Genomic DNA, 25,978 nt, shown 5'->3' with positions numbered 1-25,978 from the left:
CTGACGCGGCCGGACCGACGACATGCTCACCATCCTGTTCGATGGCATCGCCTATGGGATGGTGCTGTTTGTCCTCGCTTGCGGGCTTTCCGTGACGATGGGGTTGATGAATTTCGTCAACCTCGCTCATGGCGCCTTCGCCATGCTCGGCGGCTATGTAACCGTGCTGCTGATGCAGCGGCTGGGTCTGCCGTTCCTGGCTTCGCTTCCGGCCGCCTTCCTTGCCGCTGCGCTGGCGGGGATCGTGCTCGAGCGGCTCGTCTACCGGCCGATGTATGCCAAGAGCCATCTCGATCAGGTGATGTTCTCGATCGGGCTCGTCTTCATGGCTGTTGCGGGCACGGACTGGCTGCTCGGCTCGAGCCAGCAGATCATCCAGCTGCCGCGCTGGCTTCAGGGGCGCTTCTACGTGCTCGGCGTTGGCATCGGCTACTATCGCCTGTTCGTGATCGGCATCTGCGGGCTGCTGGCGGTCGCTCTGCAATGGGGCTTCGCGAAGACCCGCTTCGGCAGCCGGCTGCGTGCCGCCGTGGACGATGCCCGCGTCGCGCGTGGCCTGGGCATTCCGGTGAACCGGTTGTTCGCGCTGACCTTTGCGCTCGGTTCCGGACTGGCGGGGCTTGGAGGCGCGCTTGGGATCGAGCTCATGGGTCTCGATCCCACCTTCCCGCTGAAGTTCATGATCTACTTCCTGATCGTCGTTACGGTCGGCGGTACCTCGACGATCACCGGCCCCTTCCTCGCAGCCATGTTGCTCGGCGTTGCCGACGTGATGGGCAAATATCTGGTCCCGCAGGCCGGAGCCTTCATCATCTACGCGCTGATGGTCATCCTGCTGCTGCTTCGCCCCGAGGGCCTATTCGCGAGGGCTCGCACATGAGCGGTACGGTTCTCGAACAGCACGTCAGGCAATCGCTGCGCCGCGCCCGGCGCTGGCACCCCGCCGAGCTGGCATTCTGGCTCCTCGCCGCGGCGTCCTTCGCGCTGTTCCCAACGCGCTTTCTGATCCTCAACGAGATCGCGATCCTGGCCCTGTTCGCACTCTCGCTCGATCTGATCCTCGGCTATGCCGGGATCGTATCGCTTGGGCATGCCGCCTTCCTGGGGATGGGCGCTTATTCGGCCGGGCTGTTGGCCAAGTATGTCACGGCCGATCCACTGGCCGGCCTGGCATTCGGCATGGCGACATCCGCGCTGCTCGGGCTGCTCACCAGTCCGCTCGTCCTGCGTGGCACGGATCTGACCCGCCTCATGATCACGCTCGGCGTGGCATTGATCCTCTACGAGGTTGCGAACTCGCTGGCATGGCTCACGGGTGGCGCCGACGGCCTGCAGGGCATCACGATGGCACCAATCTTCGGGACGTTCGATTTCGATATCTTCGGGCGCACGGCCTATCTCTATTCACTGTTGGTGCTGTTCATCCTGTTCCTGATCGCGCGGCGCATCGTGAATTCGCCATTCGGCTTGTCCCTTCGCGGCATTCGCGACAACCAATTGCGCGCTGCGGCATCCGGCGTGCCTGTCCCGTGGCGCCTTGCGGCCATCTATGCCCTGTCGGCGGCCTATGCCGGGGCGGCGGGCGCCTTGCTCGCCCAGACCACGCAATTCGTCTCGCTCGACGTGTTCGACTTCCATCGATCGGCCGACCTGATGCTGGTGCTGATCATCGGCGGCGCCGGCTATCTCTATGGCGGCCTGATCGGTGCGATCGCGTTCAAGTTCCTGCAGGACGCCATCGCGACCTTCACCCCGCAATACTGGATGTTCTGGATCGGACTTTTCCTCGTCCTCTTCGTGCTTGGCGGCCGCGAACTGATCCATGGCGCGATCAAGGCGCTGGTTGCGCGGTTTCCGGAACGCGGGGCCTCGTCGTGAGCGCCGTCCTGCAGACCTTCAATCTCGTCAAGACCTTCGGAGGCATCACTGCGACCGACGACGTGACGTTCTCGCTGGAGAAGGGCGCGCGCCACGCGCTGATCGGCCCGAACGGCGCGGGCAAGACGACCTTCGTCAATCTGCTCACAGGGGTTCTCCGGCCGACATCGGGGCGCGTAAGCCTGGTGGGGCAGGACATTACCGGCCTGTCGCGGGAGGCGCGGGTCAAGCGCGGTGTCGCCCGCACCTTCCAGATCAACCAGCTCTTCCGCACGATGACGCCGCTCGAGATGATCTCGCTCGTCACCGCAGAGCGGCTCGGCCGGGGCATGCGGCTTTTCCAGAGGCTCGATGCCGATGGCGAGGCCATCGCGGAGACGGCCGATATCCTCGCCCGCTTCAAGCTCGAGGACATCATGGATCAGCGCATCGCGACATTGCCCTATGGCAAGCAGCGCCAGATCGAGATCGCCGCGGCCTTTGCGGCCAGGCCGAGCGTACTCCTGCTCGACGAGCCCGCCGCCGGCGTTCCCGAAGCCGAGAGGCGCGAATTGCTGGAGACCGTCGCGGCATTGCCGGACGATGTCTCGGTGCTCCTGATCGAGCATGACATGGATATCATCTTCCGGTTCGCGACCCGGATCACCGTTCTCGTCAATGGCCGTGTGCTGACAGAAGGCGAACCCGCGGTGGTCGCGCGCGACGCTGCCGTCAAACAGGCCTATCTCGGCGAGGCCGCTCATGTCTGAGCTCCTGCGGATCGAAGGGCTGAGTGCCGGCTACGGCGACGCGCTCGTCCTGTTCGATGTCGCACTGTCCCTTGACGAGGGGCGCTCGCTCGCCTTGCTGGGCCGCAACGGCGTCGGCAAGACGACGCTGGTCAACACGATCATCGGCGTAACGCGCCGGCGAGCCGGGCGGATCACATTTGCCGATGCCGACATCTCCACGGCTACGCCCGAGCAGCGTGCCCATGCCGGCATTGGTTGGGTGCCGCAGGAGCGCAACATCTTCAAGTCGCTGACCGTCGTCGAGAATTTGACCGCGGTCGCACGTCCCGGACCATGGACGACTGAACGCGTTTTCCGGATGTTTCCGCGCCTCGCCGAACGCAAGAGCAATCTCGGCAACCAGCTCTCCGGTGGCGAACAGCAGATGCTGGCCATCGGTCGCGCCCTGATGCTCAATCCCAGGCTGCTGCTTCTGGACGAACCGACCGAGGGGCTGGCGCCGATCATCGTCGAGGAACTGCTCGCGGCATTGAAGACGCTGTTCCGGGACGAAGGGCTGGCAGCCATCGTCATCGAACAGCATGCCAGGACGATCCTGGAACTGACGGACACCGCAATCGTGCTGGAGCGCGGTCGCGTCGTGCTCGCCGACGACAGTGCCGCGCTGCTGCGCGAACCGGCGCGGCTGGAGCGCCATCTCGGCCTCAGCGCCGCTGCCTAGAAGACCATGATCAGGGAAGGAAACCGCATGCCCCTCCGACACAAGCCGCCGTTCCGGGCCGATATGGTGGGAAGCCTGTTGCGCAGCGCACGCGTGAAGGACGCGCGCGCCAAGCTGGTGACGGGCGAAATCTCCGCCGCCGATCTGACGGCGATCGAAGACGCCGAGATCAGGGCACTGGTGAAGAAGCAGGAAGAGGTCGGGCTCCAGGCCGTCACGGATGGCGAGTTCCGTCGGGCCTTCTGGCATTTCGACTTCCTGGAGAATCTCTCCGGTGTGCAGGGATACGACTCGGATTCAGGCATCCAGTTCAAGGGCGTCGCGACCAAGGCCCGTGGCCTTCGCGTGACCGGCAAACTCGACTTCCCCGACGACCACCCGCATCTCGCCCATTTCAGGTTTCTCGCCTCCGTCACCGACCGCGTGCCGAAGATGACGATCCCGAGCCCGAGCATGCTGCATTATCGCGGCGGCCGGAAAGCCGTCGACATCTCCGCCTATTACAGGATGGAGGATTACTATGCCGATCTCGGCATGGCCTACGCCAAGGCGGTTAAGGCCTTTTACGATGCCGGTTGCCGCTATCTGCAACTCGACGATACCAGCCTGTCCTATTTCTGCGATCCCGAGCAGCGCCAGATGTTGGTCGATCGGGGTGATGAGCCCGACAAGCTGATCCATATCTATCGCGACGTCATCAACACGGCGACGGCGGCCAAGCCGGCGGATATGACGATCACCACTCATACCTGCCGCGGCAATTTCAAATCGACCTTCATCGCCTCGGGCGGCTATGAACCCGTCGCCGATCTGGTCTTCAACCAGATCAATGTCGACGGCTACTTCATGGAATGGGACGATGACCGCTCCGGCGGCTTCGAGCCGTTGCGTTTCCTGCCCAAGGGCAAGCAGGTCGTGCTGGGGCTCGTCACCTCCAAATTCGGCAGCGTCGAAAGCAAGGACAACCTGAAGCGGAGGATCGAGCAGGCATCGGCCTTCGCGCCTCTGGACCAGCTCTGCCTCTCGCCGCAATGCGGCTTCGCCTCCACCGAGGAGGGCAATGTGCTGGCCGAGGACGAGCAATGGGCCAAGCTGGCGCGCATCGTCGAGGTGGCGCAGGAGGTCTGGGGATGAACCAGGAACCCTGTTTCGATATCGCTCATCTCGCCCATGTCGAGCTGTACACGAACAAGCCGGAGGCAAGTCTCGACTTTTTCGTCAATATCCTCGGGCTGACCGAGAGCGGACGAGGGGGGGACAGCGTCTATCTGCGCGCCTGGGACGACTACGAGTTCCACACCCTCAAACTCACGGCTTCGACCACGACGGGCGTCGGCCATATCGGCTATCGCGCGACAAGCGAGGCGGCGCTCATGCGCCGCGTCAAGGCGATCGAGGCCATGGGAGCGGGCATCGGCTGGAACGATGGCGATCTCGGCCATGGCAGGGCCTATCGGTTCCGCGATCCCGACAATCATGTGTTCGAGATCTATTTCGACACCCAGAAATATGCCGCGCCGCCGCATGAACGGCCGGCGCTGAAGAACCAGGCTCAGCGCAATCATGGCCGCGGTTGCGCTGTTCGCCGTCTCGACCATCTCAATCTGCTGGCGCAGGACGTCGCGGTGATCCGCGATTTCATGCCGAAGGCCCTGGGCAGCCGCATCACGGAACAGATCGTGCTCGATTCCGGCGAGGTCGGCGGCTGCTGGTTCACCGTCAACAACAAGAGCTACGACATCGCCTACACGCGCGACCACACTGCGGCACTCGGGCGCTTCCACCACCTCACCTATGCTGCCGACCAGCGCGAACATATTCTCGAAGCTGCCGACATCTTTCTCGAGAATGGTATTCACATCGAGACCGGGCCCCATAAGCACGCGGTTCAGCAGACCTTCTTCCTCTATGTCTACGAGCCTGCCGGCAATCGCATCGAGATCGCCAATGCCGGCGCACGCCTCATTCTCGATCCGGACTGGCAAACGGTGACGTGGACCGAAGCCGAGCGGAAGAAGGGCCAGGCATGGGGGCTGAAGACGATCGAGAGCTTCCACACGCACGGTACCCCGCCGGCCGCCGGGTGAGTACAGATGGCCGTCGCACGCGCTGGATCGCTCGCCGGCGGCCTCATCTCTGTCACGGCTGAAAATGGGATCGGGGGCATAGACCCCTGATCGAAAAGGCCGACGGGGCGTGGCGCTGCACCTTCAGTCGGCTTGCCGGTCTTCGCTGATGCCGCGACGCCAATAGCTGACGATCAGATGATGATCGCGCTCGGGCCGCAGGCGGCTGCGCGCAGCCATGCGGAGGGCCTTGAAGCCGGCGTGTTCGAGTGCGGCCCAGAGATAGACGCTCGCCTCGTCCGAAGGCCATGCCACGGCTTCGAAGGCGTCCTGGAGCAGCGTCGAGGCGCCGGCTTCGGCCCCCAGGCGATGCAGCCAGCGAATCTCCACGCCGGCCGGGCAAACCAGGGCCTGCTCTTCACCGGCATCGGCGACTTCGATGAAGGCGATGCCCCGTGCCGTCGGTGGCAGGTGGGCGAGCATGCGACCGATCGCGGGCAGCGCGGTCTCGTCGCCCATGAACAGATACCAGTCGGCCTCGCGTAAGCCACGTCCGCCGGGACCTGCCATGCCGATACGATCGCCAGGCCGAGCCCGCGCCGCAAAGGCGGCGCCGGGGCCGGCATCCTCGTGCAGCACGAAATCGAGCGCGACCGTCCCCGCGACCGTATCGATCTCCCGGATCGTGTATTTGCGTACGGCCGGCGCCTTGTCCGCCTCCGGCAGACGCAAGATCCCATCCTCTCCGAATGTCGGCCATTCCGGCTCGGCCAGATCAGGTGGCGGCAGGAACAACCTGACATGCAGCGCCTCCAGGCTGTCGAACCTGGCAAGGTCTTCGCCCTGGAAGTGGATCCGCCGCATATGCGGCGAGATGTCCCGGACACCCGTCACGGTCAGGATACGAAAACTCGATGGGATCGCGACGCCGCTCCCGGCTCCGCTCCAGGCGATAGTGGGGACCGCCTCGCCGCGGGGCGCAAATTCGATGACATGGCTGGCGATTGCCTGTTTGGCGCCCTGCAGGCTCGCCAAATCGGGCGCCTCGGCGCGCACGACGAGATGCCCGTCGCTGGACTGCAGCCAGCCACGGTAGCTGCCGAGCGCGATGACGGTCGCGCCGTCTTCCTGCGAGACCTCGGCGCCGTGCTCGGCCAGGTGCTCGCAGAGCGGAGCGATGATGGCGTCCGGATCGGTCAGGGCGATCCGTGCGTGGGCAACGAGAGCGGTCATGGCAGGGCAACCTCGCGGGCGGCGGCAGGTGGGGCGTGGTTTGCCAGCCTATCGATCAGGATTTGCAGGCGTATGGCGGGATTCATGGCTTTGCCGGCGGGCTTGCAAGGCCTCCCGGATTTCCGCCCTGTGGCTCGAGCCAGAACGTTCCGTGCAGCGGGATCGCCGAAAAGCGCCGGGAAATCTCGTCCAGCGTCGCCTGCGGATCGATATCGGCAAATAGCTGCGGATGGAACCACTTCGCCATCGCCTCGATCGCTGCGACATGGGTGGGGGTGTCGTTGAACAGATGCCAGAGACCATAGGCATGGCCGTTCCTCACGGCCGTCAGTGCCTTGAGGCCGGGGCGGGCGAGCTGGGCTGCAAGGCTGCGCGACGCGATTTCGGCGGGAACGCCCAGACCCAGCACCAGCCCGCCGCTCCTGGCGAGATGGGTGCCGCCTGTCGCAATATAGATCGCCGGGTCCAGAGCGAGAACCTGCTCGAGGCTGACCTGGCCTGTCGCTCCCGGCAGCAGCGCTGCCGCGATGTTTCTTCCGCCTGCGGCCGTGATGTAGTCGTCGAAGGTGCCCTTTCCCGGCGAGAAGCAGCATTCGGCGCTTCCAGCATGCGCATGCATGAAGACGGACGGTCGCTCGACCGGACCGAGCCGCTGGGCGATGCGCTGTCTCCGCTCTTGGTAGAAGGTGACGAACTCTTCGGCCGCCGCCTCCCTGCCGATCACTTTGCCCAGGATGCGCAGGCTGGGCACCGTGTCGCGGAACGGCTGCAGGAAGAAATCCACCACGATGACCGGGATGCCCGCGGCCTCGAATTTCGCAACGAGATCACCAGGGCCTCGGCGCGTCCCGGCGATCGACAGGCTCAGAACGACCAGGTCCGGGTCAAGCTCGACTGCCTTCTCAAAGGAGAACCCGTCCGGGGTGCTGTCTCCAACCGTTGGCAGCGTCTCGATCGCGGGAAACCGCGCGCGGTACAGCGCGTAGGCGTCGCCCATTTGGCGCTGGAAGTCATTGCCCCAGCCGACGAGCAGGCTGATCGGATTGGAATGAATGAGCCCCAGCGCGTTGAGCTGGCGCCCCTGCCCCAGCACGATGCGTTTGGCCGGGCCCGGCAAGGTCACCGTTCGCCCGAGCACATCGGTCACCGTCACGGGGGCGGCCAGGGCCGGGGCGGCTGCCGTCAACGCAAAGAGCGTCAGCATGAGGCCCAGAATCCACGCAAATGGCCGCTGCCGGCGCGACGAGATCCGTACCTGGCTCATGGCGCCGCCTCCCGGCCGGCGGTGCCGGCGATCGCGAACGAAACCGCCCTCGCGAGCATCGCCGGGATGACCGAGATGTGGTTCTCGCCGTCGAAGACCATATGCTCCACCACGACGCAGCGCGACGAGGGCAGCCGCTGCGCCATCTCGCCGGCATTGTCGAGCATGCGCGCCATCTGCAGGCGTTGAGCCCGCTCCGGAGAGGTTCTGGCGTCGCATGTCTGTTCGCCGCCACCGACTGTGATCAGCAGCCGCGGCAGGGTTGCCGCGCTGCTGCGCGCAACAAAACTGGCCTCGCTGACCTCAATCGCGCGATCGTTCCACCAGATCGAAGGGCTGCCGGCGACATAGGACCTGAACTGCTCGGGACGCGTGAACAGCGCATGCAGAGCGAACAAACCACCGAAGGAATGGCCCACCAGAGCCTGGCGGCCGGGATCGATGGCGGCAAGCGCTGTGACCGCCGGCTTCACGCTCTCCTCGATGAAATCGAGGAACCGGTCGGCCCCTCCGTCGTCCGGCAGGAGATCGCTCTGGCGCCGCGCGCCATCGAACGGGGTGTCGATGGGATAACCGATGCCCACGATGACCGCCGGATCGACCCCCGTCACATCCTGCCGCCGACCCTGAAGCTGCGCCGTCTCGACGGCCGTGGCGAAAAGAGCATTACCGTCGACCAGATAGATCACCGGAAATCCTGCCGCCGGAGCCGGGCCAGGCGGGATCGCGATCAGCAGCCGATAGATCTCGCCATGGCCCGCGACGATGTCCAGCTGGCGCGCTTGCGCCAGAGTTGCGGGCTCCGCTAACGGAATCGCGGGACCGCCTGTGTTTCGAAACGTTGCCGCCTCCATGGCGTCGCGGCTCACCATCTGTAGGACAGGGTCGCAAGCACGGTCCGGCGCAGGCCGAACGAGCACTGGGTCAGGGCGTAGCAACCCGCCACATAGTCCTTGTCGAGCAGGTTTTGGGCGTTGACCTGAACCTTCCAGCCCTTCAGCGCCTGGGTGCGGACACCAAAATCATAGCTGATGGCGGCATCGACCAGGGTATAGTCCGGCGTCTTGAAGGTGTTGCCGGGATCGCCTGCGCCCTCGCCGACATAACGCACGCCGGCGCCGAGCGCGAAGCCCGCGAACAGGCCTGTCTTGAAGGTGTAGTGGCCCCAGAGTGAAGCCATGTTGCGGGGAACCACCGTCGGCCTCTTGCCGAGGTCGACGCCGGTGCTCTTCGTCACCTCGGCGTCGGTATAGGCATAGGCTGCGATCAGCTCGAGACTGTCGAATAGCTTCGCCCGACCCTCGACCTCGAAACCACGCGCCCGTACCTCGCCCGTTTGGATCTGGAAGCCGACATTGGCGGGATCGGCGGTCGGTACATTGCTCTGGGTGAGTTGATACACGGCCGCCTGGATGAAGGCGTCATAGCCGGGCGGCGCATATTTGATACCGATCTCGTATTGCTCGCCGTCGGTCGGCTTGAAGGGCGAACCGCCAAAGGTCGTGCCCGCAACCGGTTCGAATGAGGTCGAATAGCTCGCATAGGGCGCCAGGCCGTTGTCGAAATTGTACATCAAGGCGGCGCGGCCTGTCGTGGCCTCGTCGTCCTGCTTCGTCAGTGCGCCATTGGTGAGGGCGCGCGTGCGGCTTCTGGCGTTGTCGAAGCGCCCGCCGACGAGGAGCGAGAGCCGGTCGAGCTTGATCTGGTCCTGCAGATAGACGCCGAACTGCGTCGTTTCCTGCGTGGTGCCGGGCAGGGCCGGTGTTGCAAAGGGCGTGCGGCCATAGACCGGGTTGACCCAATCGAGGGTCTGGACGGTGCCACCCGCGCCGGTGAAGGCGGTGCCGTCCATCCAGTAGCCGTCGACGCCGAGCAGGACCTTGTGAGTCAGCGGACCGGTGCGGAAATCGGCCTGAAGCTGGTTGTCGACGCCGAAGGTCCTGGCCTTCTCGTTCGATGCGGTCACGCGGCGAACCAGGGTGCGCTGGTCGGCGGCCAGGCTTGCCACGGCGACAGTCCTGAAGCGCGATTCGAGGTCGGTGAACCGTAGATTCTGGCGGAAGCTGAAGACATCGTTGAAGCGGTGCTCGAGCGCATAACCTGCAGCGATCTGGTTTCGGCTGTAACCCTCATAGGCGGGCTCGCCGGGGAAGAATTTGCTCGGGATGCGGCCGTAGCGGTTGGGCAATGCGCTGCCGACTGCCGGGATGAAGCCGTAGAAGCCGGTTTCCGGGTCACGCTGGAAGGAGGTGAGGATGGTCAGGCTCGTCGCAGCGCTGGGCTGGAAGGTCAGCGATGGCGCGATATAGACTCGCTCCTCCTTGGTGAAATCGACCTGCGTATCGGCGGCCCTGCCGAGCCCGACGATCCGGTAGAGGACAGTCTTGTCCGGGTTCACTGGCCCGCCGATGTCGAAGGCGAGCTGGCGGCGCTGATGCGAGCCGATCTGGGCCTGAACCTCGCCAAAGGCTTGATCCGTCGGGCGCTTGCTGACCAGATTCACCAGACCACCGGGCTTGACCTGCCCGAAGATCACGGAGGCCGGACCGCGCAGCACCTCGATCCGCTCAAGGCCGTAGGTTTCCATGGCTGGGACGAGGAAATTGACGCCACGCTGGACACGCAGGCCGTCCTGGAAATTGATGAAGCCGGCATTCGAACCGCTGCCGCCGAAACCGCGGATGAAGGTGCTGTCGTAACGGCCCGATGACAGGCGCGTCTCAGCCAGGACGCCGGCGGAATAGCGCAGCGCCTGGCCGACGCTCTGCGCGGCCTGATCGTCGATCTGGGCGCGCGGGATGACCGTAATCGATTGCGGCGTCTCGATCAGGGGAGTGTCGGTCTTGGTGCCGCTGGCGCTGCGCCGCGCGATATAGCCGTCGACTGGCCCATTCGCCTTCTCCGTCGCGCCTTGAACCTCGATCGTGTCGAGCGAGAGGGTGGGGGGCACGCCCTGAGCGAGGGCCGGACCAGCGAACGCGACCGGGAGGACACAGAGAGCGACGCTGGCGAGTGCCACGCTCCTGGCACGACGCCAGAAGCATATAGGAGCGCCTGCTGCTCGGATCGACCAAGATCCATCCTTATTCGGGTTATAGATATTCATGATCGAGATGCCTCGCCGTATTGCGGCCTTCTTCTCGACCAGCACAACAAGCGGGGCAATCGGAACGACTTTGGCTGCCCGCAGTATTTCTTTCGAAAGAGTTTTGAAGATTTCCAATCGTTCGCCTGAACTTCGGCGAAACGCCGTCAACGCAACGCGCTGGGCAGAACGCCGAAGCGCCTCCGGAAGATGCCCGAGAAATGCGCAGGGTTGTAACCGACGTGATAGGCCGCCTCAGTGACGCTCTTCTCGCCGCTGCGGATCAGGTCGTAGGCCTGTTGCAGGCGGTGTGCTTGCAGGTAGTCGAAGACGCTCGCGCCGTAGAGCTGACGAAATCCGGCTGTCAGCTTGGTGACATTAAGGCCGGTATTCCTGGCGAGTTCCCCCAGTGTCGGGGGATTGCGGGCCGATTGAAGAAGCAGAGCGTGCGCCGCACGCAGTTGCTCGATCGTTCGCGGCGACAGCCGCGCGGCCCGCTGCGGCCGCTCGTTGACGATCTGGTCCACAACTGTGGCCGCGAGTTCGAGCGCCTTCCCGGCCATGTAGAGATTGCGCATCGCGCCTTCGATCCGGCATTCCGCCATCTGCAGCGCGATCCCGCGCAGATCGGCGCCGGCAGCGCGTGCCCATAGTCCCGGGCCGATCCCGCTGCCCTGCATCTGTCCCATCAGACCTGAGAAGCTGGCGCCAAGTTCGTCCTGCGCGAAGTCGGCATCGAGCTGCACGATCGCGCAGCGCACGCCCTCGCCCGACAGGCAGGTCCGTTTCTGGACATGATCGCCGTCATTGGCGGCGACCAGCAGCATCGGGCTGTTGATGGTCAGAGGTGGCCTGTCGTCGAGCTCATAGGACTGATGTCCCTGCAGCATGACGACGACCTTGAGCCCCCGCTTCATCGGCCCGACGACCTGTTCGCCCCGCCCGTGCCGAAACGTTCCGGCGGACACCTTCAGACGCTTCGAGAACAACTGCATCGAAGCTGACGACCGATCCTGATCGAGCCTATCGTCCATTCCTGCCCCATGGCATCCGTACCCTAGGATCCGTCATAGACGAGAAACATAAATCTCTGCAATATCAATAGTTTATAAGAATTCTAATGATCCTGGATCCACACGGGCTGGCGTTCGGGTGGCCGTGGCAGCGTAGATGCCGAGCAGGTCGAGGCGCGTCGCTGGCGTCCGGCGAAAATCTGCTCGCCAACCACGCGTCCGGGCGCCCGATCCGCCCTGCCGGCCAGCGTCCTCGGGAGCATGACCTCTTAGCGTCCGACGACGCTCAGCGTGGACCCGTTCAATCCGGGTGGATCACCTTGAGTGGGCCGTTTGGTTGCGCTGCCAAGGTGCAGAGCATGCGCGCGACCTCCCATGATTTCTCAAAGGCTGGGACGGGCAGGAACTCGAAGCGCGAGTGGAAATTATAAGCGCCCGTGAAGAAGTTGGGGGTCGGCAGCCCCTTGGCCGAGAGCGCTGCGCCGTCTGTTCCGCCGCGCATCGGGATCAGCTTCGGCTCGATCCGCAGTGCTTCCAGAGCCGCGAAAAGCAGGTCGACCGAGCGGCGGTCATCGCCCAGGCTGTCATGGATGTTGCGATAGGTATCGGTCACCTGGCAGTTGACGCAGCCTTTGGGATATTGCGCGGCGATCAGGTCGGCAACCTCGCCGATACGTCGTTTGCGCTGCTCGAACTGCTCCCTGTCGAAGTCGCGGATCAGGACACGCAGGCGCGCCTCGCTGGCATTGGCGACGATGTCGTTGAACCAGAAATAGCCGTTGCGGCCATCGGTGTGCTCTGGCGTCTCCACGCGGTCGAACTGGCCGATGAAGTCGAGCGCCATCAGCAGCGGGTTCACCATGACGTCCTTCGCGGACATCGGGTGGGCGGTGACGCCAGTGAAGATGATTTCGGCTGAGGCGGCGTTGAAGTTCTCGATCACGACCTCGCCGAGTTCGCAGCAATCGATCGTATAGGCGAATTCGCAGTCGAAGCGGGCGAGGTCGAGCGCCTTCGCACCGCGCAAGCCAATCTCCTCGTCGGGTACGAAGGCGACCACGATGTCGCCATGCTGGCTCTCGGCGTCGAGCCCCTCAAGCAGCGTCATGATGACGGCAATCGCGGCCTTGTTGTCGGCTCCGAGCACACTTGTGCCATCCCCGACGATGACGTCCTGGTCGATCCAGGGGCGGATCTCGGGATGCTCAGCCACGCGCAGCCAGATGTCCTTCTCCGGATTCAGGCAAAGATCCTCGCCTTCGAAGCGCAGGATGCGCGGGCGGATCGTCGGCGAGAGGCCGGTGTCGATCGTGTCGAGATGCGCGATGAAGCCGATCCTTGGCGCGCCCGGTCTGGTGCCCGGCTTCATTGCGGTGACGGTGGCATGATCGTCCAGGACAACCTTCTCAAGTCCCAGTGCGCGCAGCTCTCCTGCGAGCAATTCGGCGAGCCGCTGCTGGCCGGGCGTACTCGGCAGCGTCGCCGCAGCAGCGTTGCTCTGACTCTCAACCGCCAGATAGCGGAAGAACCGCTCGACCAGTTGCTCGCGAATGCTCATCCCTGCTCCATTCGTCTCTTCGAGGCTCTGATGCCGCGTCAGGCGGCATGTCGGCGTTTCCGTGACCCGAAAGCAACCGACGCGATCGCGTCCGGCCCATCCGCTGCTTCCGTTGCGACGAATCTAGCGCAATGGCGGCTGCCGCACAGTGGCGGCCCGGCTGGTCTCCCCTTCGCGTGCCGCAATCCGGAAGACGTCGCAGTCCCTGCCGACGATGCGCTCGGGTCGCGACGGGGAGGCTCCTATCCGCCAGTAACGGCCCAAGGGGGCCTGAAGACCGTCGTGGGTTTGACGGTTTGCTGCGTTGCTGTATACAGGTAGATAGCTACAAGCTTCCGCCATGGAAGAGGGGGATTGATATGGCGTTTCACGTGCTCCGCATGGTCTTGTCCGCGGCCGCTCTGCTTGCCGCTGCACCGGGCGCACAGGCTGGTCCGGTTCTCGACAAGATCAAGCAGGATGGAAAGATCGTCTGCCTGGTCAACCCGAACTCACCGGGATTCTCCGTCCCCGACAGCCAGGGCGCATTCCGCGGATTCAATGTCGATTTCTGCCGCATGGCGGCGGCGGCGATCTTCGGCGATGGGGCCAAGGCCGAGCTGCGTGGCATCGGGTTCTCCGACAGCCTGAAGGCGATCATCAGCGGTAGTGCGCATATTGCCTCGCGCGGCATTACCGCGACCGGCACCCGCGATGCCGATCCCGGCGTGTCCTTCGTGACGACCACCTTCTATGACGGGCAGGGCTTCATGGTGCCGAAAAGCCTTGGCATGACGAAGCTCGCGGACCTGTCCGGCGCGACCGTCTGTGCCGAAGAGGGCTCGACGACGCTGCTCTATCTCGCCGACTGGTTCGGCACGGCGAAGCTGCCCTACAAGGTCGAGAACATTGCGGACAAGACGGCCCGTCTGCAGGCATTCTTCTCCGGAAAATGCGATGCGGTGGCAAGCTCGGTATCCGCCCTGGCCGCCGACCGCCTGCTGGCACCGAAGCCTGATGACTACGTGATCGTTCCGCAACGCTCAGCCACCGAGCCGCTCGCCCTGGTGTCGCGTCCGGATACGGAGCTGGAGAAGACCCTCTTCTGGGGTGTCCAGATCATGATCGCCGCCGAGGAATTCGGCGTCACCTCGCAGAATATCGATGCCAAGCTCGGCTCGCTCAAGGATCTGCCAGTCGACGAGCAGCGCCTGATCTCCCCGACGGGGCCGACGGCGGACATGGCGAAGAAGCTTGGCCTGCGTCCCGATTGGAGCGCGCAGATCATCAAGCAGGTCGGCAATTACGGCGAGGTTTTTGAAAAGCATATCGGCAAGGGCTCGCCTCTCGCCATGGACCGTTCAGCCTCGCCGAACCGGCTGGCCAGGGATGGCGGACTGATCTTCGCCTTTCCGGTTCGCTAGCCGCCGTCGTTCAGCCGCAGCCCGGCTGCGTGTCCTTCTTCCGGCTCGCCGATCGCTCGGCGAGCCGGAACGCGTTCCGGCCCTGCCTTTGCATCCTCTTCCAAGACTGCCAATGCCGTGCCTCTGGACAGCGCCAGCTGATCTGCCTCTAGTCGGCGGCGATCGGAGCACTGGATCCGGCAGCGTTTGCGGAAGGGGGCGGGCATGGAGGACGGCGCGGCGTGGGTCACTGTCCGGGGGCATGCCGGAACCGTCGGCATGTTGCCGCTGCCGGGGCTCGTTATCCTCCGGCGTGGGGAGCGGACCATCGACGCGGATCTGCAGGAACAGGTTCTCGACAGGTTGAAGGCGACGGGAACGACACTCCTGATCAGTCTTCTGGACGAGACGGAATGCGATGCCGATGACAGGGAGCACCTGGAGCGCGCTGCGGAACTGCGCGGGATCCGCCTCCTGTGCGCGCCTGTCGCGGACTTCTCAGCCCCGGACGAGACGTTGGACTGGCCGCACTTGGTCCAGGCGATCCTTGGCGAGTTAGGTCTCGGCGGGGGCGTCGCCTTCTGTTGTCTCGCCGGATATGGCCGCAGCGGCATGATGGCCGCGCGCGTGCTGATCGAGACCGGAATGCCGCCGCAGGACGCGATCGCCGCGGTGCGCTCGGCTCGGCCGGGCGCAATCGAAAGCGAGGCCCAGGTCTCCTACTTGCTGTCGTCCTCGCCATAGCGTGCGAGCAGCAATTCGAGATGCGCCGCATGCAGGCGAAACAGCTCCGATGCCGGCAGGCTTTCGGTCTTCTCGGCGGTCGCCGCGATTTCCTGCTCGAGCAGGGCGCGCACGAGCCCCGGATCGCATTTCAGCCAGCTGACCCAGCTTCGCGCGATGCGGAAGAAAATCATGTCGTCCATCTGGCGCAGCGCCTCGTCGCCGATCAGGGCGTTGCGCGCCTCGTGATGGGCGCGCCAGACGCCCCAGACATCCTTGACGGGGGATGTGTCACGCAGCCCCTCGGCCAGTGAGCGCAACCGCGCATAGTCGGACCGGAGCGAAGTCGGGAGCTGCAGCGGCACGAGATCGGCGATCAGACCCGTCAGGCCGATGCGGAAACGCAGCATGTCGACAGCGTGATGATCGACATAGGACACGATGGTGCCGACGCCGTTTCGCGTCTCCGCCAGCTGTTCGTAGACAAGGCGCTGCAGGACCTGCCGGATCGGCGTGCGGCTGACGTGGAACTCCGCGGCAAGCGCTGCTTCGTGGATGACATGCCCTTCGTCATATTCACGCAGGCAGATGCGGTCGCGCACGATCTCGAAGATCACGTCGTTGCGCGAGCGGACCATCTGGCGAAGCTGCTGCGCCTCGGGGCTGGTGAGTTCGATCGTCATAACTCTCCCTGTCGCAAGGCCGGTCTCAGCCGAGCTTGCCGGCGCCGTGCCCGAGCCGCCGCGCTCGTTCGGAGATCATCCAGCAGCAGAGGAAATAGAACAGCCCGATCGCAATGTTCGCCTCCAAAGCATAGGCCTGCCAGAGAGGATCGGCATATGCCATGCGGGCTGTCGAAAGCAAATCATGCATGCCGACGATGGCGACGAGCGAGGTGTCCTTGAAGCTGCCGATAATCGTGTTCGTCATGCCGGGGATGGCCGTGCGCAGGGCCTGGGGCAGCACGATCAGGCGGATGCGTTGCGCGGCGGTGAGGCCGAGGCTGGCTCCCGCCTCGATCTGCCCCTTGGGCAGCGCCTGCAGCCCGCTGCGAATGTCCTCGGCGAAATAGGCCGCATAGAAGAGGGTCAGCACGATCAGGATGGCGGCGACGGGTTCGATGGTCGCGCCCCGCGTCAGCAGGAGCGGCAGCACGAAAATGCCGGCGAACAGCACTGCGACCATCGGAATGGCGCGTACCGTCTCGATATAGGCGACGGCGGCAAGGTTCAGCGCGCGGTGCTGCGACCAGCGAGCCAGCGCCAGCACGACACCGAGCGGAAACGCTGCAGCCATCGTGAAGGCGGACAGGAACAGGATCAGGGGTAGGCCGTTCCAGCGGTGCGATTCGACGAAGGGCAGGCCAGCGATGCCTCCGCGCAGAAGCAGGTAGGAGAGCACAGCAGTGCCCACGACCATGGCTGCCCGGATCGCAAGCCTCATCGGGACCAGCGCAAAGACGAGGATCGTCACGATGATCAGGCCGCTGGCGAGATGTGCGCGCCAGCGCTCGGCGGCCGGGTAGGTCCCGGTCAGGACGAGATTGGCCTTCTCGCTGAGAAAGGCCCAGCAGGCTCCCGTGGCATTCAGGCATTCGGCCCGGCTGCCGGAAAACGGGACCGCCTCGAGCACCACCCAGGTCAGCGCGCTCCAGGCGAACAGGACCAGGAGAGCGAGCGTGACGACAGTCAGCACCGTATTCCACCAGCTCGAAAACAGATTCTGGCGCAGCCAGCCCAGCATGGGCGCGAGCCCCTTCCGGGGAGGGGTATTTGCGCGGGCGATCGTCTCGACTGTCAGCGTCATTCTCAGCGCGCCTTCAGCCGGAAGGCATGGTCGCACCAGTTCACCAACGCCGAGATCAGCAGGTTCGCGATCAGGAAGAAGGCGGCCACGAGCACCATCAGTTCGATCGGGCGGAATGTCTGATTCACCGATGTGCTCACGACGCTGAGCAAATCGGAGTATCCGATCGCCAGCGCGATCGAGGTGTTCTTCAGCAGGTTGGAGTACTGATTGCCGAGCGGCGGCGTGATCACGCGCAGTGCCTGGGGCAGCACGATGAGCCGCATCGTCTTCAACCAGTCGAGGCCGAGCGCTTGTGCTGCCTCGCGCTGCCCGTGCGAAGTGGCGATGATGCCGCCGCGCACGATCGCTCCGATCTGCCCGCCGTGATAGACCGACAGGGCCACCACAAGCGCGGTGAACTGCAAGGACAGGCTCACGCCCCCGGTGACATTGAAGCCCGCCAGCTTCGGCACAGACCAGGTGACATGGAGCGTCCCTGTCAGGTCGAGCGCCGCGTAGAGGCTCGCCGCGGCAGCGACCACAGGCAGGAAGACCGGGCGGCGCTCGCCTGTGCGGTCCTGGTGCAGCCGGGCGGCGCGGAGCCACAGAAACGCGCCTGCGAGCCAGAGGCAGGCTGCCATCGCAAGCGCCTGGCCGCCCTGCTCGATGATGGGCCAGGGCAGCACGAGACCGCGATTGCTCAGCATCGCGCCGAAGGGGCTGGTCCAGGCCGAGCGGATATGGGGTAGGCTGCGCACCATCGCGACATAGAGCGCGATCACGATCAGGAGCTTCGGCAGATTGCGGAGCAACTCGACATAGGTGCGCGCCAACGTGCGCACGAGCCAGTTGGAACTGGTCATGGCGATGCCGACGAACAGCCCGATGCCGCTAGCCAGGACGAGGATGAGGGCCGCCGCGGCGAGGGTATTCAAGATGCCGACGAGCAGCACACGGGCGTAGGTGTCGCGGGGCGAATAGCCGATCAGGCTTTCGCTGACATCGAAACCCGCTTCCTGCCAGAGGAACGAGAAGTCGATTTCCATTCCCGCAGCCGCGAGGTTCGCAGAGACGTTGCGAGCCGCGAGGAGACCGAGAAGGGCGATCCCGAGCATTGTCGCAGCCGGCCAAAGCACGTCCGCGAGCCGCTCACGCCTCGTCCGTGGCGGAGGCGGCATGGAACTCGCGGCTTTGGGCGGAGGGGCTGACATGGACTCCATAGTGATATAGCTGTACACAGCTATATCACTGAGTCAATTGATGGGCGTTGCGGGCTTTGCGCTCGGCCCGGAGGGGTCTGCTTGGACAAGTCAGCTTCGAAGCCAGCATCGATCATCGCGCTGCCCGGGATCGCCGGAAAGCTGGTGCTGGCCCCTTGTCCGGGATTGTGGCGAGGGCGCCCCTTGCCAGGCGCCGATCCCGTGATGGCTCTCGCCCAGGATCTCGATCATCTCGCCAGGCTCGGAGCCGGCGGGCTGCTCAGTCTCGTCGAGGCGCATGAGCTGCCTTGCGAGCAGAATCTGTTTTCCGTGGCTGTCCGGGAGGCCGGACTGGAGTGGGCCCATGCAGCCATTCCCGATTACAGCGCGCCGACTGCGGCCTTCGCCGAGGACTGGCAGAGGCTTGCGCTGTTGCGTCGCCTCGCGGCGGGGGAGAACTGGGCCATCCATTGCAAGGCGGGGCTTGGGCGCACCGGCACGGTCGCAGCGCATTTGCTCATCGAATGCGGCCTCGAAGCCGAGGCCGCGATCGCGAAAATCCGGCATGAACACGCAGCCGGCGCGATCGAGACGCAAGCGCAGGTCGAGTACCTGATCGCTCATGCGCGGTCTCGCATGTGATGCGGGCTGACGCGACGCGGGCGTGACCAAGAGCTGACCGCCGGCGTCCGTCGATCTCTCAGGCTGGCTTCTCGTCTGCGAGCACGATTGCCGTCGTCAGGTCGGCGACATGCGGCATCGACGCAATCTCGTCACGCACGGAGTTCAATGCCCGGGTCGTATCAGCCTCGATTTCGGCGATGACGTCGATCTCGCCGCCGATTGAGTAGCACCGCCTGACCGCCGGGAGCGCGGCAATCCGATCCACCGTGTCGCGCGCCGGTGTCTTGGTGAGGCGGATGATCAGGAAGGCGCGGAATGCGTCGGCCCCCGGACGACCCTCCATGACGGTTGCCGTATAGCCGCGGATGGTGCCGTCGGTCTCCATCTTGGCGATGCGTTCGCGCACGGAGCTGCGGGCGAGCCCGACGCTTCCCGCAATCGTCTTGATCGGCAGCCGCGCATTGTCCTGGAGCAGCCGCAGAATCTTCGCGTTCGTCTCGTCCATCGCCATCAAGGGCTCGCAGATATTCGGGTGGCGGCGATAGCAGGTTGCTACCGCCACAATGGCGGCAAAACCGCCGATTGGAGCAGCGCGGCCGCCACCGCATCAATGTCAGATTGATGGCAGAGCGACAATTCGGAAAGCCTGCGATGACCTTCGTCAACCACCCACGCCCGACATTCTCCCTCGACGAGGCGGCGGAGGTCTTGCGGCAACGCTTCGGAGTTGTCGGTCGCCTTGATGGCCTGCCCAGTGAGCGCGACCAGAATTTCGACGTGCGCGCGGACGATGGGCAGCGTTTCATCCTGAAGATCGTCAATGCGGCCGAGCCGCTCACCGCGATCGAATTCCAGACCGCTCTGCTGCGGCACGTCGAAATCAACGATCCAAGCTTGCCGACGCCGCGTGTTGTGCCGACGCGCGATGGGCTGGAATTCGGCCTTTTGACCGGCCGCGGCGGCGAGCGTCACTGCGTCCGTCTCGTCTCCTATCTCCCCGGCACGCCGCTGGCCGAGGTTGCCAAGACGCCGGAAACGCTGCGCGACATCGGGCGCGTCCTCGGGCAGCTCGACCGGGTGCTCGGCAGCTTCGGTCATCCCGGTGCGCATGGCGCCTTCGATTGGGAGATTCGCGAGACGCCGCGGGCGCGCCAGCGCCTGTCTCATGTCGCCGATGCGGCGCAGCGGCGCTGTCTGGAGCAGGTGCTCGACACCTATGATTCCCGGGTCGCGCCGACGCTCGGGCGCCTGCGCCACGGTGTCATCCACAATGACGCCAATGACTGGAACCTGTTGGTCGCCGATCCCGCGCAGGGCGCGATCGCGGGCCTGATCGATTTTGGTGACGCGGCCCATTCGCCGCTCATCGCCGAACTCGCCGTTGCCTGCACTTACGCGATGCTCGACGAGAAGAGCCCGATCGAAACAGCCGCCGTGATCGCCGCAGGCTATCACGCGGAACTGCCGCTGCAGGACGCCGAGTTCGACATCCTGCTCGATTTGATCGCCGCACGGTTGGCGGTGAGCGTGTCGATTTCGGCGACGCGCCATGCCGAGGCGATCGAGAATCCCTACCTCCTCGTCAGCGAAGGGCCGGCCTGGAATCTCCTGGAGCGGCTCGGCAAGGTCGACCGCCGTATCGCCACGGCAATCCTGCGCAACGCTTGTAGCCTCGAGTCGACGCCAGGGGCCGGGCGCCTGCGGGGCTGGCTGGCCGAAAACCGTAGGACGCTGGCGCCGCTCATGCACCCGCATCCGGCGCGCCAGCAGAAGCATGTGGTCGATCTCGGCAATCCCGAGGCGCCACTGGCGCGGGCGAGCGCGGCGCAGGATCATGCTGCCGCGGACCGGGCCTATGCCGATCTGCAGAGGGAACACGGCTTTACGCTCGGCCTCGGGCCGTATGGCGAACTGCGCACCGTCTATACGGCGCCCTTTTTCGACTCGACCCTGATCGATGGCGTGCGCCGGAACATCCATCTCGGCCTCGATATCTTTGCGCCTGCGGGTACACCGCTCTTCACTCCGCTGCCGGCAAAGGTCGTGGCCGCAACGATCAATCCTGCGCCGCAGGATTATGGTGGGCTCTTGCTCCTCGAGCATGAGCCGGAGCCCGGCCTGCGCTTTCGGAGCCTCTGGGGCCATCTGGATCATGCGTCGGTTCGCGATCGGCATGTGGGCGAAGAACTGCCGGCCGGCACCTGTGTCGCGCGGCTCGGCGACTATGCGGAGAATGGGGGCTGGATACCGCATCTCCATCTGCAACTCGTCGCCTCGGATTATGATGACGTCAGCGTCATTCCGGGCGTTGGCGAGGCGGCATTCCGTGGTGTTTGGAACGATCTCTTTCCTTCGCCCTATGATTTCGCTGGCCTGCCGTCGGAGACCTTCGACAGGACCGGGCAGGAAAGGGATGCGCTGCAGGCGGCGCGCAAGAAGCGACTGGGCCCCAATCTGTCGCTCTCCTATCGCAGGCCGCTCAAGATGGTTCGCGGCGAAGATGTCTGGCTGATCGACGAGACCGGGCGGGCGCATCTCGATTGCTACAACAACGTCGCCCATATCGGGCATTGCCACCCACGCGTGGTGGACGCGATCACGCGGCAGGCCCAGCGCCTCAACACCAACACACGCTATCTCCACGACAACATCATCGACTACACGGAGCGTCTGGCGAAGACGCTGCCGGGCGAGCTTGATACGTTCTTCGTGGTGTGCACCGGGAGCGAGGCGAACGAACTCGCGCTGCGCGCGGCGCGAGCCTATACGCGCCGACGCGACATGGTCGTGCTGGACTGGGCCTATCACGGCCACACACAGGGCCTGATCGACATCAGCCCCTATAAGTTTAAGCGCAAGGGAGGCAGCGGGCGGCCGGAGCATACGCATGTGCTACCCGTCGCTGATCCCTATCGTGCACCGGCGGAGTGGCCGGACGGCGAGATCGGCAAGCGCTATGGCGAGCATGCCTGCGAGAACATCGACCGGCTCGTGAAGGATGGGAATGCGCCCGCCGCCTTCATTGCCGAAACGATCCCAAGCGTCGCCGGGCAGGTCTTCCTGCCGCCGGGATATCTTGGTGCGGTCTACGACGCGGTTCGTCGCACCGGTGGCCTGTGCATCGCGGACGAGGTCCAGGTGGGCTTCGGTCGCGTTGGCCAATCGATGTGGGCCTTCGAGGAACATGGCGTCGTGCCGGACATCGTCACCATGGGCAAGCCGATCGGCAACGGCCATCCCCTTGCCGTTGTCGCGATGCGCCGCGAGGTTGCGGAGGGCTTTGCCAACGGCATGGAGTATTTCAATACATTTGGCGGCAATCCGGTGTCCTGCGCGGCCGGGCTCGCCGTTCTCGACGTGCTCGAAGACGAGCATCTTCTGCTGAACGCCGTGGAACAGGGGGACTATCTCCTCGCCGGCATGCGCAAGCTGATGGACCGTTATTCGATCGTTGGCGACGTGCGCGGGCGTGGCCTGTTCCTCGGCCTTGAACTCGTGCGGGACCGGGCAACCAAGGAACATGCCGGCGAACCCGCTTCAGCCATCGTCAATCGGGCCAGGGAGCTCGGCGTGCTCATGGGGACGGACGGCCCCTTCGACAACGTCATCAAGCTGCGCCCCCCCATGACCTTTCGGCGCGAGCATGCAGACATCCTGCTCGAGACGCTGGACGAGGCGATGCGCAACACGCTGGGCTGAAGTCACTGATAGAAGCACCGAGCAGGCGAGGCGCGTCGCTCGCTGAAACAGGCCCGGCGGTGGGCACCCTCCGCCGGGGCAATCTTGGGGGGCGCCTGTGCAACCCGGCTGCGATGGCGAAACGCGAATTCCTGCGCGGGACACCGAAGACGGTGTATCGGCTCCATCGCGAACAGGTGCTCGAGAGCTCCAGGAGCGATCAAATTAGACAGTACTTCTAATTTGGACTTTTTTGTCTTCTCTCCCTGTGCTAGACAGCTCGAACCCGCGTTTGGACGAGCGTCATGAAGATCGAAGAATTCAGCCTGGAGCGGATCCAGTCGCTTTACGAGAACACCGTCGAGTTCAATCTCTCGGATAGCGGCGTTCATCCCTACAGCCTGAACGGGCTGCTCGACGAAAGCCAGCGCAACGCGTTGCTCGATGTCGAACTGGGCTATGGCTGGACGAATGGGGCCGTCGAGTTGCGCGAAGCGGTGGCGCGGCTCTATCGCGGTCGGACCTCCGACGAGGTCATCGTCACCAATGGCTCGGCCGAGGCCAATTTCCTGATGGTGATGTCGCTGCTCGAGCCAGGCGACGAGATCGTCGTCTTCGTGCCGAACTATCTGCAGATCTGGGGTTGGGCCCGGGCCATCGGGGTCACGGTGAAGGAGGTTCCGCTGCGCGAGGAACTCGGCTGGACCCCGGATCTCGACGACGTCCGCAAGGCCGTTTCGCCGCGTACAAAGTTGATGACGATCTGCCACCCGAACAACCCGACCGGCAGCCTGCTTTCGCGCGAAACGATGGACGGGCTCGTCGCCATTGCCCGCCAGAACGGCACCTATCTGCATGCCGACGAGGTCTACAAGGGCGCCGAGCTCGAGGGTGACGAACCGCCCAGCTTCGCCGATCTCTACGAAAAGGCGATCATCACCAGCGGCCTGTCGAAGGCGATGGCCTTGCCTGGCCTGCGCATCGGCTGGCTGGTCGGCCCCACCGCCGATATCTACGCCGCCTGGCAGCGCAAGGACTATACGTCGATCACCACGAGCGCGATCAGCGAGTATGTCGCCCGCATCGTCGTCGAACCGGCCAAGCGCGCCGAGATCCTCCAGCGCAGCAAGACCATCCTGAGACAGAACCTGGCGCTTCTGACGAACTGGGTCGAGCGCAACAGCGAGTTCTTCTCCTTCGTTCCGCCCAAGGCCGGCGGCATGGCCTTCGTGAAATATGCGCATTCGATGAACTCGACGGAACTCGTGCATCGGCTGCGCGAAGAACGCGGCATCATGCTCCTGCCCGGAGACGTCTATGGTCTCGACGGCTATATCCGTATCGGAATCGGGGCTCCGGGCGACCACCTGGAGGCCGGCCTCGAACGCCTGAGCGACTATCTGAAGTCGCAGCCGCGCTAGATCGGGGCTGCCAAGGACCTGGATCATGCCGACTGAACTCTTGGCCTATGCGCCGATTTGCGACGCCGTCGCCCTGCTGTTCCGTCCCTATGCCGAGGTCGTGCTGCACGATCTCGGCTCGCAGACCGTGGTCCATATCGCCGGAAACTTCTCGCAGCGCGTGCTGGGCGAACCTTCGCTCCTGAACGAGATCGGCTTCGACGAGGCCGAGACGACGATCGGTCCCTATGAGAAGATCAACTGGGACGGCCGCCGGATCAAATCGATCAGCGTCGTCCTCACCGCCAATAGCGCGGCGATCGGCGTACTCTGCATCAATGTCGACGTCTCGCATTTCCACGCCGTGATGCAGACGCTCGGCGCGCTCGTGGCTGTGCCCGCCGGTGCCGACAAGCCGCCTGTCCTGTTCAAGGAGGATTGGCATGAGCGCATCAACGAGTATGTCCAGCAATGGACGCAGGAGCGCGGCCTGATCGTGACCGCGCTGAGCCGCGAACAGAAGCGGCAACTCGTGGCCGACCTTGCCGCGAGCGGTGCTTTTGGCGGGCGCAATGCTGCAGCCTATATCTCGCGCGTCCTCGGGCTCGCGCGCGCTACCGTCTACAACTACCTGAACCAGGCGAACGGACCGTCCGATGCTTGATCTGGCTCGGGCCCAGATCGAAGCCGCCATTGATCTCGACCGGGCCGTCGTGGCGCTGGAGGAGGGGTTCAAGGCCGCCTCGGCGGGACGGGTGCAGATGCCGCCCGTCGGCTATCTCGGCTTTCCCGCGCATCACGGCGATTGCCATATCAAATTCGGTCACATCACCGGGGATCCGATCTTCGTGGTGAAGATCGCGACCGGTTTCTACGACAATCCGAGGCGCGGCCTGCCGACCAGCAGCGGCATGATGATCGCTCTCTCGGCCGAGACCGGTGCGGTCGTGGCGATCCTGCGTGACGAGGGGTGGCTGACCGATCTGCGCACCGCGCTCGCCGGTGCCATCGCGACCAGAGCCGGAGCCCGCAGCGACGCACGTCGCATCGGCATTGTCGGTGCCGGCACGCAGGCCCGCTTTCAGATCCGCGCTGCCGCGCATCTCATGCGCGAACGGGTGCCGCAATTCGCGATCTGGGCGCGCTCTGCGGAGCGCGCCGAGGCGGTGCGAGCGGAGCTTCTGGGCGAAGGCATTGCTGTTGCCCTTGCGACGTCGCCCGAGGCTCTGTGTGTCGAGGCGGACGCCATCATTACCACGACGCCGGCTGCGAGCCCTTTGCTCAAGGCGGCATGGATTCGCCCGGGCACGCACATCACGGCCATGGGCGCGGATGCGCCAGGCAAGCAAGAACTTGAGAGCGGACTGGTCGCGGCAGCCGATATCAGAATCGCCGATTCCCTCGATCAATGCCTTGACCATGGCGAGTTCGCCGCCGCGGCCCGCGAGGGGCTGATCGAGCGCAGAGCCTGCGTCGAACTCGGTGCTGTCCTTGCCGGACACGCGATCGGTCGCAACGACGCCAGGGACATCACGATTGCCGATCTGACCGGGCTTGCCGTGCAGGACATCGCGATCGCGCGCGTTGTCCTCGAAGGCTGTGGCGCCTCACCGAGGCCGGGGGCCTGATCGTGTC

At 64.7% G+C, this 25,978-nt stretch carries 23 protein-coding genes; 13 read left to right on the top strand and 10 right to left on the bottom strand.

The window, feature by feature from the left end:
• Window positions 1-22 precede the first annotated feature (22 nt).
• The 6 genes from AB4099_RS06760 to AB4099_RS06735 are packed head-to-tail and all read left to right on the top strand — an operon-like array spanning window position 23 to window position 5,417.
• Window positions 23-880 carry a branched-chain amino acid ABC transporter permease gene (locus tag AB4099_RS06760; protein WP_113516181.1) on the top strand — a complete coding sequence of 286 codons (858 nt, stop codon included), beginning with the start codon at window positions 23-25 and terminating at the stop codon, window positions 878-880.
• Window positions 877-1,878, top strand: coding sequence for a branched-chain amino acid ABC transporter permease (locus tag AB4099_RS06755; protein ID WP_113516182.1), 1,002 nt, complete (start codon window positions 877-879; stop codon window positions 1,876-1,878). Before AB4099_RS06760 ends, AB4099_RS06755 begins: the two co-directional genes overlap by 4 nt.
• Window positions 1,875-2,627 (top strand): ABC transporter ATP-binding protein, encoded by a 753-nt coding sequence (locus AB4099_RS06750; RefSeq protein ID WP_113516183.1) that lies wholly within the window; start codon window positions 1,875-1,877, stop codon window positions 2,625-2,627. The genes AB4099_RS06755 and AB4099_RS06750 overlap by 4 nt, the downstream gene beginning before the upstream one ends.
• Window positions 2,620-3,330, top strand: a complete 711-nt coding sequence (locus tag AB4099_RS06745; RefSeq protein ID WP_113516184.1) for an ABC transporter ATP-binding protein — start codon at window positions 2,620-2,622, stop codon at window positions 3,328-3,330. The genes AB4099_RS06750 and AB4099_RS06745 overlap by 8 nt, the downstream gene beginning before the upstream one ends.
• 27 nt (window positions 3,331-3,357) lie before the next feature.
• A complete protein-coding gene (locus tag AB4099_RS06740) occupies window positions 3,358-4,464 on the top strand; it encodes a 5-methyltetrahydropteroyltriglutamate--homocysteine S-methyltransferase (protein WP_113516185.1) in 1,107 nt (368 codons plus the stop codon).
• On the top strand, window positions 4,461-5,417 hold the full coding sequence (locus AB4099_RS06735) for a catechol 2,3-dioxygenase (protein ID WP_113516186.1): 957 nt from the start codon (window positions 4,461-4,463) through the stop codon (window positions 5,415-5,417). Before AB4099_RS06740 ends, AB4099_RS06735 begins: the two co-directional genes overlap by 4 nt.
• 123 nt (window positions 5,418-5,540) lie before the next feature.
• Here AB4099_RS06735 and AB4099_RS06730 read toward each other — a convergent pair whose 3' ends face one another.
• From AB4099_RS06730 to pepT, 6 genes are all read right to left on the bottom strand, one after another.
• Entirely contained in the window at window positions 5,541-6,629 is a 1,089-nt protein-coding gene (locus AB4099_RS06730) for a DUF2218 domain-containing protein (RefSeq protein WP_113516187.1), read from the bottom strand.
• An 82-nt stretch (window positions 6,630-6,711) separates the two neighbouring features.
• On the bottom strand, window positions 6,712-7,893 hold the full coding sequence (locus tag AB4099_RS06725) for an ABC transporter substrate-binding protein (RefSeq protein WP_441477465.1): 1,182 nt from the start codon (window positions 7,891-7,893) through the stop codon (window positions 6,712-6,714).
• Entirely contained in the window at window positions 7,890-8,747 is an 858-nt protein-coding gene (locus tag AB4099_RS06720; protein WP_441477464.1) for an alpha/beta hydrolase, read from the bottom strand. The genes AB4099_RS06725 and AB4099_RS06720 overlap by 4 nt, the downstream gene beginning before the upstream one ends.
• Before the next feature lie 11 nt (window positions 8,748-8,758).
• Window positions 8,759-10,912: a TonB-dependent siderophore receptor gene (locus AB4099_RS06715; protein WP_441477463.1), complete on the bottom strand. Its 2,154-nt coding sequence runs from the start codon at window positions 10,910-10,912 to the stop codon at window positions 8,759-8,761.
• 233 nt (window positions 10,913-11,145) lie between these two features.
• On the bottom strand, window positions 11,146-12,012 hold the full coding sequence (locus AB4099_RS06710) for a helix-turn-helix transcriptional regulator (protein WP_441477462.1): 867 nt from the start codon (window positions 12,010-12,012) through the stop codon (window positions 11,146-11,148).
• Window positions 12,013-12,292: 280 nt separating this feature from the next.
• On the bottom strand, window positions 12,293-13,549 hold the full coding sequence (pepT, locus tag AB4099_RS06705) for a peptidase T (protein WP_441477461.1): 1,257 nt from the start codon (window positions 13,547-13,549) through the stop codon (window positions 12,293-12,295).
• A 359-nt stretch (window positions 13,550-13,908) separates the two neighbouring features.
• On the opposite strand from pepT, the gene AB4099_RS06700 reads away from it, so the two are divergent.
• Both AB4099_RS06700 and AB4099_RS06695 read left to right on the top strand, forming a co-directional pair.
• Window positions 13,909-14,952 (top strand): transporter substrate-binding domain-containing protein, encoded by a 1,044-nt coding sequence (locus tag AB4099_RS06700; protein ID WP_441477460.1) that lies wholly within the window; start codon window positions 13,909-13,911, stop codon window positions 14,950-14,952.
• Between the two features lie 204 nt (window positions 14,953-15,156).
• A complete protein-coding gene (locus tag AB4099_RS06695) occupies window positions 15,157-15,675 on the top strand; it encodes a phosphatase domain-containing putative toxin (protein WP_441477459.1) in 519 nt (172 codons plus the stop codon).
• Here AB4099_RS06695 and AB4099_RS06690 read toward each other — a convergent pair.
• From AB4099_RS06690 to AB4099_RS06680, 3 genes are read right to left on the bottom strand one after another with little or no spacing between them, the layout of a single operon-like run.
• Entirely contained in the window at window positions 15,651-16,337 is a 687-nt protein-coding gene (locus AB4099_RS06690; protein WP_441477458.1) for a GntR family transcriptional regulator, read from the bottom strand. The two genes, AB4099_RS06695 and AB4099_RS06690, sit on opposite strands and share 25 nt — an antisense overlap.
• A 25-nt stretch (window positions 16,338-16,362) precedes the next feature.
• Window positions 16,363-17,460, bottom strand: a complete 1,098-nt coding sequence (locus AB4099_RS06685; RefSeq protein WP_441477457.1) for an amino acid ABC transporter permease — start codon at window positions 17,458-17,460, stop codon at window positions 16,363-16,365.
• 2 nt (window positions 17,461-17,462) lie between these two features.
• Window positions 17,463-18,557, bottom strand: a complete 1,095-nt coding sequence (locus tag AB4099_RS06680) for an amino acid ABC transporter permease (protein WP_162768202.1) — start codon at window positions 18,555-18,557, stop codon at window positions 17,463-17,465.
• A gap of 186 nt (window positions 18,558-18,743) precedes the next feature.
• On the opposite strand from AB4099_RS06680, the gene AB4099_RS06675 reads away from it, so the two are divergent.
• Complete coding sequence (locus AB4099_RS06675; protein ID WP_162768203.1) at window positions 18,744-19,283, top strand: phosphatase domain-containing putative toxin; 540 nt, start codon at window positions 18,744-18,746, stop codon at window positions 19,281-19,283.
• A 58-nt stretch (window positions 19,284-19,341) separates the two neighbouring features.
• On the opposite strand, the gene AB4099_RS06670 is transcribed toward AB4099_RS06675, so the two are convergent.
• Window positions 19,342-19,776 (bottom strand): Lrp/AsnC family transcriptional regulator, encoded by a 435-nt coding sequence (locus AB4099_RS06670; protein ID WP_113516198.1) that lies wholly within the window; start codon window positions 19,774-19,776, stop codon window positions 19,342-19,344.
• Between the two features lie 140 nt (window positions 19,777-19,916).
• On the opposite strand from AB4099_RS06670, the gene AB4099_RS06665 reads away from it, so the two are divergent.
• The 4 genes from AB4099_RS06665 (at window position 19,917) to AB4099_RS06650 (ending at window position 25,971) form a co-directional block, all read left to right on the top strand.
• Window positions 19,917-22,964, top strand: a complete 3,048-nt coding sequence (locus AB4099_RS06665; RefSeq protein ID WP_441477456.1) for an aminotransferase class III-fold pyridoxal phosphate-dependent enzyme — start codon at window positions 19,917-19,919, stop codon at window positions 22,962-22,964.
• Between the two features lie 284 nt (window positions 22,965-23,248).
• Window positions 23,249-24,364: an aminotransferase class I/II-fold pyridoxal phosphate-dependent enzyme gene (locus AB4099_RS06660; RefSeq protein ID WP_113516199.1), complete on the top strand. Its 1,116-nt coding sequence runs from the start codon at window positions 23,249-23,251 to the stop codon at window positions 24,362-24,364.
• Window positions 24,365-24,389: 25 nt separating this feature from the next.
• The gene (locus AB4099_RS06655) at window positions 24,390-25,007 is read left to right on the top strand and encodes a helix-turn-helix transcriptional regulator (protein ID WP_441477455.1); all 618 of its coding nucleotides are present in this window, start codon (window positions 24,390-24,392) and stop codon (window positions 25,005-25,007) included.
• Window positions 25,000-25,971, top strand: coding sequence for a Rossmann-fold NAD(P)-binding domain-containing protein (locus AB4099_RS06650; RefSeq protein ID WP_441477454.1), 972 nt, complete (start codon window positions 25,000-25,002; stop codon window positions 25,969-25,971). Before AB4099_RS06655 ends, AB4099_RS06650 begins: the two co-directional genes overlap by 8 nt.
• Window positions 25,972-25,978: the final 7 nt, after the last annotated feature.

This window comes from Allobosea sp. 2KB_26 (assembly GCF_052115715.1).
GTDB lineage: Bacteria > Pseudomonadota > Alphaproteobacteria > Rhizobiales > Beijerinckiaceae > Allobosea.
This window is presented reverse-complemented; position numbering and strand designations above follow the sequence as displayed.